General features: G+C 33.8%; 10 protein-coding genes and 1 riboswitch. All 10 genes read right to left on the bottom strand.

All coding sequences use genetic code 11. The annotated features are described in order from the left end of the window. Positions 1–151: 151 nt before the first annotated feature. On the bottom strand, positions 152–1,138 hold the full coding sequence (locus ACW5YJ_RS02530) for a choloylglycine hydrolase family protein (RefSeq protein WP_135092805.1): 987 nt from the start codon (positions 1,136–1,138) through the stop codon (positions 152–154). Between the two features lie 397 nt (positions 1,139–1,535). Beyond that, positions 1,536–2,072 (bottom strand): anaerobic ribonucleoside-triphosphate reductase activating protein, encoded by a 537-nt coding sequence (nrdG, locus tag ACW5YJ_RS02525; RefSeq protein ID WP_017723961.1) that lies wholly within the window; start codon positions 2,070–2,072, stop codon positions 1,536–1,538. Then, complete coding sequence (gene nrdD / locus ACW5YJ_RS02520) at positions 2,069–3,937, bottom strand: anaerobic ribonucleoside-triphosphate reductase (RefSeq protein ID WP_457338613.1); 1,869 nt, start codon at positions 3,935–3,937, stop codon at positions 2,069–2,071. Before nrdD ends, nrdG begins: the two co-directional genes overlap by 4 nt. Before the next feature lie 210 nt (positions 3,938–4,147). Continuing rightward, a complete protein-coding gene (locus ACW5YJ_RS02515; protein WP_026113554.1) occupies positions 4,148–5,146 on the bottom strand; it encodes a ThiF family adenylyltransferase in 999 nt (332 codons plus the stop codon). Continuing rightward, on the bottom strand, positions 5,146–5,913 hold the full coding sequence (locus ACW5YJ_RS02510; protein ID WP_457338443.1) for a thiazole synthase: 768 nt from the start codon (positions 5,911–5,913) through the stop codon (positions 5,146–5,148). Before ACW5YJ_RS02510 ends, ACW5YJ_RS02515 begins: the two co-directional genes overlap by 1 nt. Position 5,914: 1 nt before the next feature. Then, positions 5,915–6,115, bottom strand: a complete 201-nt coding sequence (gene thiS, locus ACW5YJ_RS02505) for a sulfur carrier protein ThiS (protein ID WP_011304055.1) — start codon at positions 6,113–6,115, stop codon at positions 5,915–5,917. Then, on the bottom strand, positions 6,105–7,217 hold the full coding sequence (locus ACW5YJ_RS02500) for an NAD(P)/FAD-dependent oxidoreductase (protein ID WP_457338612.1): 1,113 nt from the start codon (positions 7,215–7,217) through the stop codon (positions 6,105–6,107). The genes thiS and ACW5YJ_RS02500 overlap by 11 nt, the downstream gene beginning before the upstream one ends. Next, on the bottom strand, positions 7,210–7,803 hold the full coding sequence (locus ACW5YJ_RS02495) for a thiamine phosphate synthase (protein WP_457338442.1): 594 nt from the start codon (positions 7,801–7,803) through the stop codon (positions 7,210–7,212). Before ACW5YJ_RS02495 ends, ACW5YJ_RS02500 begins: the two co-directional genes overlap by 8 nt. Before the next feature lie 61 nt (positions 7,804–7,864). Beyond that, positions 7,865–7,974: riboswitch (TPP riboswitch) on the bottom strand. Between the two features lie 149 nt (positions 7,975–8,123). Continuing rightward, positions 8,124–9,611, bottom strand: a complete 1,488-nt coding sequence (gene xylB, locus ACW5YJ_RS02490; RefSeq protein ID WP_457338441.1) for a xylulokinase — start codon at positions 9,609–9,611, stop codon at positions 8,124–8,126. A 101-nt stretch (positions 9,612–9,712) separates the two neighbouring features. Further along, positions 9,713–10,636, bottom strand: a complete 924-nt coding sequence (locus ACW5YJ_RS02485; protein WP_119604149.1) for an AEC family transporter — start codon at positions 10,634–10,636, stop codon at positions 9,713–9,715. Positions 10,637–10,648 lie beyond the last annotated feature (12 nt).

The following is a 10,648-nucleotide window of genomic DNA, read 5'->3' as shown; positions in this document are numbered from 1 at the left end:
TTTATTTTTAAAAAGGAGCACTATACTTGTTAAGAATTCAGTAAAAATTTGAAACTTTAAAGTAAAAATATGGAATTAAACAAAAAAACACACCCCAATTAAATTGGAATGTGCTTTCCATGCGAATATATCAGCTTTATTCTAAATTATATTAGTCGATTAATTTATTTGTTACTAAACCCGAAACTGGTTCGAATATCGTTAATTCTTCTTTATTTAATAACTTTTCTGTGAGTTGTAATTCTGTAATCTGATTTGACTCGTACCATTTAATGTACATTGTGCGTGTAGTTAAATTTAGGACTGTTTGATACAAAGTATAATGTAGCGCCGCTTCTTCGTCTCTAACTGCACCTTTGGGTATACTAACAATTTCTAAAAGTTTAAATGCATTGAGTACATCTTCTTCTGCATTACTCGTTTCTTCTAAATTATTTTTTAAGTAAGCCATTCGAACAAAACGTTCCGCCGAAGTGTACCCACCAGGTAATCCGTACGTTCCACCTTCATTTCCTAGCGTTGGGAAAATAGTATTCATTAGTTGGCTTGCTTGAGGGCGTTGTGGCGTAATATTTATATAATTCCTCAAATTTTCATAGTGCCAATTCAAATCTGGATTGTTAGTTAAGACTCCTACTGGATTTTCATTTACGATCATAGTGCCATCTTTAAAAGTTAGCTCAATCGTTCTACCTGAATCATCAGTAATATGATAATGTAATGGAGGCACTTCAGCTATATCATTGAGTGTGTGTGCGACAACATTTACGGATTTAGCATTTTCTATTAAATCTTCAATATTTCGATTGTAACCCAACACCCACGTGATCACTTCACTTTGAGCAATATTCATATACCCCTCTCGTACATCTGTGGCATATGTTGCATATCCTCTAAAATACTGTATTGAAGCACCGAGACCATGTTCATTGACGCCGTCTGCAAATAAGAATCCTTCCATATCACTACCCGATCCAACAAAACCATACTTTGTTTTACCTTTATATGCTACGCGTGATTCCCAATAAAAATGACGTGGTTGTACTGCAGGGTTTCCTTTTAATTGATAAACAAAATCCATAGTGCGTCCTAATATCACCTGGTTACTTTTCGATAAATATGAAAAACCAGTGCACATGATTAATCCGCTCCTTTCAACCTTCTCTATGTCAGAAATTAATTACTTTGTATCTTTCATCAATATTCATTTTAGTTAATTATGCTTTATATTAATAGTAATTCGCTTGTGATATGCATGCACTTATGAAAAGCTAATACTTAAAACAAACTTTCACTGTGTAACGACTTTCACTAACAATGACAATAATAGGGACGGGAAAGAAATCACCTTTTTTCAAAAATGATTGTGTTGTCCCATCCCTATAAGTCTGAATATAAGTGAAAAGTCCGGTATATTTTCGCTCTAAATATACTTTAATGAACTAATAGACACGCTTTGATAATAATGAACCGCTTTGTTAAGTTGGTAGTCTTGGTTATGAGATTATTTATCTCAACCTTCTTTCTACTTTAAATTACGTTAATTGTATTTCTCGTACTCGTGTTTGGGATAAAGATGCTTTTACGTCAATTACTCGTTGATTCAAAGAACCTTTATATGGTAGGTTAGGTTGATATAAATGGTTAATAAAAGGACCATCTACGAGCACATCTATATGATTAAGTAACTCATTTCTTTCACCTTTATCTTCCATTAAATATTCAAATAAAAAGCCTGTCCAAACCCATAATGTTTTTGAATACCCAAATTTTTCCCTAAATGCTTGGGCGCACTTTAATGTAATGTCTAAATTACAAAATGGTTCTCCACCTAAGATACTTAACCCAGAAATATAATCAGGTTCACAGTTTTCTAATATTTCTTCCAAAATTAAATCGTTAAATCTTTCACCATATCTAAAGTTTTGCGCCACTTTGTTATAGCAATTTTCACAGGCAAATGGACATCCTGAGACATATAAACTACATCTGACACCTTCTCCATCAACAAAACTTTGTGACTCAATTTTGGCAATGTAACCTTGTCCCCTTTTAATGTCTAATATTGTCATAGTGTTTGGTCTTTCAGATGTTTCACTCGAGCACACATTTCTTTATGCCTTCCTTCAATCGTAGGACGTTGGACTGGATTACCAAGATACCCACATGTACGTTTTACTACATCAACTGTAGTAGGATCATCATTACCACACTCAGGACATTGATAGCCTGTTGTTGTAGTTTTAAAATCACCTTTAAAGTCACATTCCCTACAATGATCAATCGGAATGTTCGTGCCTAAATAACTTACCTTATCATATGAATAATCCCATACCGCTTCTAAGGCTTTTAAATTATGATTTAATTTCGGATATTCACAGTAATGGATGTAACCACCACTTGCATAAAAAGGATAATCCTTTTCAAAATCAATTTTCTCAAATGGTGTAATATCTTTTCTCACATCATAGTGGAATGAATTTTGATAATATCCTTTGTCAGTGACGTTCGGTATTTCACCACATTTTTCCATATCAAGTCTACAAAAACGATCGGTTAGAGATTCACTTGGTGTGCTATAAACGCTGAACCAAACATCATATTGTTCAGTCCATTTCAGTTGGTAAACTTTCATTGCTTTTAATATATCTAATGTAAATTTTTTAGCTATAGACTGTGTTTCCCAATTAGGACCATAAAACACTGTAGCCGCTTCATACAAACCAATATATCCCATAGATAAAGTAGCTCGTTTTCCTTTTAACAATGTCATAATATCTTCTTTATCTGTTAAACGATGTTTAAATGCACCATTTTTATATAAAATAGGCGCATTATCAGGTGTTACTTCGGAAATGCGTTGAATTCGATAGACGAGAGCATCATGCATTAGTGCCATTCGTTCATGGAATATCTTCCAAAACATTTCAATGTCACCATTAGATTCAATTGCTATTCTAGGCACATTTAATGTCACAACACCTAAATTACATCTTCCATTATTCTCAAATTCTCCAATTTCGTTCTTCCAAGCTGGCAAAAACGAACGACAACCCATCGGAGCTTTAAAATCACCTAATATTTCTACCGTTTTATCATAATTCAAAATATCAGGATACATTCTTTTAGTAGAGCACTCTAATGCTAATTGTTTTATATCATAATTCGGATCTTTCGAACTAAAATTCACGCCTTTTTTAATTGAAAACACAAGTTTTGGGAAGATGGCAGTAATACGATCTTTACCCAAACCTTTGATTCTAGTGTTAAGAATTGCTTGTTGGATTTTACGGCTATATGTATCTGTTCCTAATCCAAATCCTAATGTTACAAAAGGTGTTTGACCATTTGATGTATACAATGTGTTAATTTCATATTCTAAACTTTCTATAGCATCTTCGATATCTTGTGAAACTCGATAATCAACATAAGTTTCTATGTCTTGTGGTGTCACAAATTTTTCAGCCAATTCTCGATGCTTAGCTTCATTATATTGAACGTAATGGCTCAGTAATTCATCAACTCGGTCAATTGTACACCCTCCATATTGGCTACTAGAAACATTGGCAATGATTTGTACAAGTTGGGCAGAAGCTGTTTGAATTGATTTAGGTGAAGTCACAGTTGCGTTACCAATTTGAAAACCATTCTTGAGCATACTTTCTGCATCTATTAAGCAACAATTCGTAAGCGGTTGAAATGGATGATAATCTAAATCATGAAAATGTATCTCCCCTTCTTTATGAGCTGTTGCGATATGTTCTGGTAATAAATGATTTAACGCATATGATTTAGATACTACACCGGCTGTTAAATCTCTCATCGTCGAAAATGTAGCGCTATCCTTATTGGCATTTTCATTTATCACTGTAGGATCTTTAGTTATTAAATTCTTTAAATCTTGTTCAAGTTTATTCATTTTACCCCTCTTTTCTATATGTTGTGTTTTGTTTAAATTTATAACACAATATATAGTGTTTCAATGGGTGTATAAGCAGTTCACAAATTTGTAAAATCTTTTCAAAGTATTTGTGAACTTTAATTGCGTTTTCAAAACATCTATATTAATAATCTAAAAATATAAAAACACTGACTACACAATAGTTAATCATCCTATTATCTAATCAGTGTTTAAATTATTTTATATTCAACTCAAACTCTTTACAATTTCTCTATAAATTTTCTTAGCTTCCTCCTCATTTTCAGTACCATAGACATGCATTCTTCCATCTTTGAACAGTGTGATTTCATGAGTCTCATATGCCAATAGTTTCACAAAGTCATTAGTTTTTTTCACAGTAACTGGTAAATAATCAATATGGTTAAAAATGTCGGCGTTAAAGCGTAACAAGAACATATCTCCGCATTGCTTCTCTATCTTGGTGTCGTATTTATCATTTAATAATTCATACTCGTGCTTCACACAAACATTACAATCACTTTGTGTTAAAGCACTAATATCCATTGACTTATATTGCATATTAAAACAATCTATAGTTATAAGTTTTTTTGAAAATGCTTCTCCAGAGACCCATCTCATTAGCTCGGAAATTTGCATACTAGCTACTTGATAAATCACTGGTGGCAACACACCATTTATTGCACAACTTTCACCAGTACTTGGCATTGTTTCAAGTAGACATTTCAAACATGGTCCTTGATTATCGATACCATAAACAGTACCTTTACTTCCAACTGCAGCACCATAAATCCAAGGTATACTTTGCTTATTACAAGATTCATTGATTAAATACCTTATTTTAAAATGGTCCATACCATCTATAACAATATCCGGATGATATGTCGTTAATAGATTTTCTATATTTAAATTTGTTATTTCACTATCTATTGTTGTTACTTGTACATTGCTATTGATTTGATTCAACTTATGCTTTAATGCTTCAACTTTAGGTAACATTTGTTCCGCATCCAACTCATCATATAACGCCTGTCTATGTAAATTGGATAATTCAACAATATCCATATCGATTACAGTAAGTGATCCTACCCCCATCCTTACTAACATTTCTGCACTGTGACTACCAAGTGCACCTGCGCCCATAATCATGACATGAGTTTTTTGAAGTTGGCTTTGGCCTTGCTCACCAAACTGATGATATCTTACCTGTCGATTGTACCGTTCTATCATAAGAATCCAATACCTTTAGTTGGACTCGATGCTTGTGCCGTATACTTCACAGGTATTCTTCCTGCTTCATAACTCAATCTTCCCGCAGTAATTCCTTTATTCATTGCTTCTGCCATTTTCACAGGATCCGTTGCACTTGATATTGCCGTATTAAGTAAAATACCATCAGCACCTAATTCCATCGCATGACAAGCATCCTTAGGTGAACCAATACCTGCGTCTACGATTACGGGCACATTGGCGCGTTCAATAATATAGCGTAGATTTAATGGGTTATTGATTCCTCTCCCCGTACCAATAGGAGAGGCAAGTGGCATAATTGCATGAACACCTAACTCTTCTAAGCGTTTCGCTAGCACAACATCGTTAGATATATATGGACAGACCGTATAACCTTTTTCCAATAACACTTTACATGCTTTATATGTTTCTAATGGGTCTGGCAATAATGTTTCGTCATCACCAATGACCTCTACCTTAATCATGTCACAAACACCTGCGTGATTAGCAATTTCTGCTATACGGACTGCTTCTTTAGCTGTTTTAGCCCCTGCAGTATTTGGAAATGTGATGAAATTCGATAAATCAACTTTTGCTAATGGATTTGGTAAATCTTTGTCATATAAATTCATACGTCTCACTGCAAAAGTTAATACTTCTGTTTCTGCTGCTTCAATAGCCTGAGTTTGTATCTCTTCATTAGCAAATTTTCCTGTACCTAATAATAATCTTGAATTTAATGTAAAGTTGCCTATTTTAAACATATTAACCGCCTCCTACAAATTCTAATAATTCTAAGTTATCTTCATCATTGACTATTCGAGATGTAAATTGTTCTCGCTTAATTAGTGTCTCATTATGCTCTACAATAATACGTGTTTCATCCAGCCCTAATGATTGAATTATTTCTTGTATATTAATTGGTTGTTCAAAGTTAAATACGTCGCCATTAATCTTACATTTCATTTCTTTCACCTCTCCTAATATGAAAATCATATAATTGTTTTGGCCTATGGCCATTAATAACCCATTGACTCATCAACTCGCCTATTAAAGGTGATAGTAGAATTCCATTGCGATAATGGCCAGTAATGACAAATAAGTCTTTATCCACTTCATCCATAATAGGCTGTTCATTTTGACAATAAGGTCGTATACCTGACCACTGGTTTATAATTTTTCCATTTTTCAAATCAGGTATATAGTGCAAAGCTTGTGACTTAAGCCATGATTTCCCTGCATTAGACACCCCAACTGAGTAATCATCAAAGTAACTTGTTGCACCGACTAAATATCTATTCTTTAATTTAGGGACGACATAGCAACCATTTGTCAGGAACATGGTAACGCCCAAATTCAAATCAGGTTGTTCTACCAATAATACTTCTCCCTTTACACCACTAACCGCTTCACAGGGTAAATATTGCTGTAAAAGTTTGCTTGTCCAAGCGCCACCCGTGACAATTAATTTTTCAGTATAATAAGTTCCACTTTGTGTATCCACACGGTATCCGCCTTTTCCGGCTTCAATATGGGTCACAGTTGTTTGATATATCCTATCTATATGTCGATGTGATAGTGACTTCAGCAACGCTTTGGTATATCGGTTTGCATTGATTTGATTATCTTCAGGCATATAAATACCATTTGCATGTTTTGAAGTAATGACCCCGTTGGACATGTGCTGAACATCAGTCGGGCTAAGATGTTCTACAGATGTAAAATGTTGTCTCAAGAATTGATATTGTTGTTCGATTTTTTTATTATCATAATGATTCGTAGCCAATTTTATTAATCCGCTATTTAAATACTCAATATCCACGCCAACCTCTTCAAACAAACTATCTCTTAGAGGTTTGAACATCTTTTGAGAAGTTGTTGCTAAACTAAACAAAGCACGGTTTTCGGTAAATTCATTTTGCGCACCTAACATCCCACCCGCTTTATAAGATGCATGCTTACCTGCTTCGTCTCTATCTATCACAGCTATATTCGCAAAGGACTGGCTTAACCCACGTGCGATTGACATGCCCATGACTCCAGATCCAATAATAATGACATCATACATGTCCATCCCACACTTCCTTCATATTCATGAGTTTATGTTTAGAGTATTGATTAAAAATAGAAATACCGGCTATGCCTGAAAATCCATTAGGTAAGGAAGGCAAAGTATGTTGATTAATACCTCCAATTGCAATAATCGGAATATCAATTTGTAGCGCTTCTTCAACTTCCGTCTTTGCTCTAGGCTTTTGTTTAGATTTAGAAGGTGTTTCAAATACGTGTCCGAACAACACAAAATCTATCCCTAAATATTTAGCGTTAGCAATAGCATCTTTACGATGCGTAGACATACTCACTTGTAAATTAGGATAACGAGTTTGTATTTCCCTAATAGAACGGTCATTTTCTCTAAAATGAATTGCAGACAAGTCACATCGTATGATTACCTTGATATCGCTATGAATAATAATCTTATCCTTAGGGAACTCATTTTTTAGTAATTCATGAACCCACTGAATTAGTTCTTCAGTATTCATTGGCACTCTTATTAATAAGTAATCAATAACACCTTCGATTTCACAGTAATGCTTAATATGTGATTTAGACAAATCTTGATATGGTGTAATAGCAATAAACAATATATTCACCCCAAAATAAAAAAAACGTTATTTTTCCTGGTGGAAAAATAACGTTATATGATTACTTCTATCATAGAAAACGCCACTTTCCTACGCCAGTGCGAACTGGATCAGGTTCTAGGAATCCCTCAGTTATTACTTCGGTCTCAGCCTTTATCAAAGGCACTTCCAGTGGTTTCTATCTATTAAATTTTCAAATTAAATGTTCATTTCACATGTTTTAGCGATTACTTACAATCTAACTTATAATGATTTACTTTTCAAGTATCACTTTGACATTTGTAACACATGTTTCTAATATTAGCTGATATTATTATGCAATTTCACACCTATAAAGACAACTCTAACAAACGTGCTGTTATAGACCTGGTCTGACGATAGACTTCTTGGTATATTTCAAAATATTCAACATAGCGTTTGTGATGAGCTTTATTTGGAAGAAAAGTTCTATCATAGACAATAAATTGATTAACTACATCTTCTATATTTTCATACCAACCCAAACCGACAATAGCTAGCATTGCAGCCCCCATGCAAGGCCCTTCCTCATATTTCAATTTACTGACTTTCGCATTAAATATATCAGCTTGTAATTGTAACCAAAAATCATTTTTCGCACCTCCGCCAATCGAGGTAATATGCGTTATGTCCTTCCCTTTTTCACGTAAATATACCAATGTTTCATACAATGAATAAGTAATACCTTCAATTACTGATCTAGCTATATCTGCATTTGTATGTAAAGTACTTAACCCGATAAAGCTACCTCTAATTTGGGAATCGCCATGTGGTGTACGCTCACCTGAAAGATAAGGTGCAAATAACAACCCTTCACTGCCAATTGTAGATTCACTTGCTAAACTTAAAATTTGATTGAAAGTTAAGTCAGGAAATACATGCTTTTTTAACCAATTCAAACTATCTCCAGCAGCAAGTGTCACACCCATTACATATGATTTATCTTCGACAACATGATTGAAATAGTGCAAATTATGGCGATACGTCTTTCCTTCACCTTCTTCACAAGTTAATAACGTACCAGAAGTCCCAATACTGCATAATGTATCGTTGGATTTGATAACGCCAGCACCAAGTGCACCACATGCATTATCACCACCACCAGCAAAAACAGCTACCTCATCTTTTAATCCTAATGATTTAGCTAGGCCACTTTCTACATATCCCACAAAATCTCCGGATGATACGAGTGAAGGATAAATATCGTGAATACCAAATTGTGAGCCAATTGCCTTCGACCAATTTTTTTGTTTTGGATCCATTAATAGCGTGCTTGAAGCATCTGAATATTCCATATTTATTTTACCGGTAAGCTTAAACCGCACATAATCTTTAGGTAATAAGAATGTCGCTATCCTGTTCCAATTATTAGGCTCATTATCTTTTATCCATAGCAATTTCGTTAGTGTAAAGCCTTCTAATACCGGATTTGATAACACATAATTACCAAATTGTTGTTCAATTGTTGCGCACTGATGTGTTGATCGAGTATCATTCCACAATATTGCATTTCGAATCGGTTTATTATTGCTATCTAATGCCACTAAACTATGCATTTGACCAGATAACGATAAGGCACGAATATAGATATCATTTAACGTGTTGTTATTTAATATTTGTCTAATACATGATTTTGTTGCCTCAAACCATTCATCTGGTTGTTGTTCATTGTATCCAGATTGAAGTTGTATAATATCAAGCTCTTCGCTAACCTTAGCTAGAACTTCTCCTTCTTTACTCACGGCTATAACTTTAACTGAACTTGTTCCTACATCTATACCTAACACTGCTTCATTCAATATCATCGATTCCTTTTGTTAGATTTTAAATATTCAACAACTGTATCATATTGAAATAACTTTCAAATTTCCAATAATATGACATTATAATGAAACTGAAGTTAAAATAATATTTTCGACATATAAATGACGATGACTACGGTTATCGCACTCAGTAATGTTGATAAAAAGACTAATTCGGCCGCAAGTTCTGGATGATTATCATATTCTTGGGCAATAACAGAACTATTAACGGATGTAGGCATAGCTGAAGTAATAAATAACGCTTGTGCTATGATACCTTCAAGCCCCATCAGTTTGATAATACCAAATGCTATTACCGGGCCGACAATCAGCCTTACAAATATAAACACATATGAACTTGACCATTTAAAGCTAAATTTAATATTAGCAATTTGGGCACCTAATAATAATAAGGCAATTGCTATCATTGCATCTGCAATATAGTTTGCCGGTGTCCATATAAACTTAGGTATAGCGACATTACCATAATTCAAAACAATCGCGAATATTAAAGCGTATAAAACAGGCATCTTAAAGTAACCTAATATCGCTTTAAGTTTCCCAATATGCACCGCTTGTATTGAAAATATACCATATGAAAAAGTGAAAATATTTTGTAAGGAAAGCACAATGACTTGAACAGACATCGCCAAAGGATCTCCTTTAAATACTAAATCATTTACCGGGACGCCGTAATTACCAGAATTAAAAAATAATACGCTATTCGTTAATGTTGTTGCTTCCCCTTTATCCTTTGTACCAAAATATGCCAATAACTTACCAATACCATAAAGGATAATTATGTATATGATAAAGAATAATACGATATACAATAATAGCTTGATTTCAAAATTCGTCTTATAAAATTTTACAAATATGAATCCAGGTACAAATATGTATATGTTTAACTTTGCCAATGTTTTTAAATCTAATGTAAATTTTTTCTGCAGTACATATCCTATTACAATCATAATAAAAATAGGCAACAATACAGTCTCTAAAATAACTAACATTTCGTGCATTTTAATTTTGCC

Source organism: Staphylococcus sp. mip270_02 (assembly GCF_054031535.1).
The sequence above is the reverse complement of the archived record's forward strand: the minus strand, read 5'-3'. Positions and strand labels throughout refer to the sequence as shown.

What these genes read in the sequence shown, in the direction of transcription:
- ACW5YJ_RS02530 (WP_135092805.1), bottom strand. Translation starts at nt 1,138, where the DNA reads ATGTGCACTGGTTTTTCATATTTATCGAAAAGTAACCAGGTGATATTA.
- nrdG (WP_017723961.1), bottom strand. Translation starts at nt 2,072, where the DNA reads ATGACAATATTAGACATTAAAAGGGGACAAGGTTACATTGCCAAAATT.
- ACW5YJ_RS02510 (WP_457338443.1), bottom strand. Translation starts at nt 5,913, where the DNA reads ATGTTTAAAATAGGCAACTTTACATTAAATTCAAGATTATTATTAGGT.
- thiS (WP_011304055.1), bottom strand. Translation starts at nt 6,115, where the DNA reads ATGAAATGTAAGATTAATGGCGACGTATTTAACTTTGAACAACCAATT.
- ACW5YJ_RS02500 (WP_457338612.1), bottom strand. Translation starts at nt 7,217, where the DNA reads ATGTATGATGTCATTATTATTGGATCTGGAGTCATGGGCATGTCAATC.
- ACW5YJ_RS02485 (WP_119604149.1), bottom strand. Translation starts at nt 10,636, where the DNA reads ATGCACGAAATGTTAGTTATTTTAGAGACTGTATTGTTGCCTATTTTT.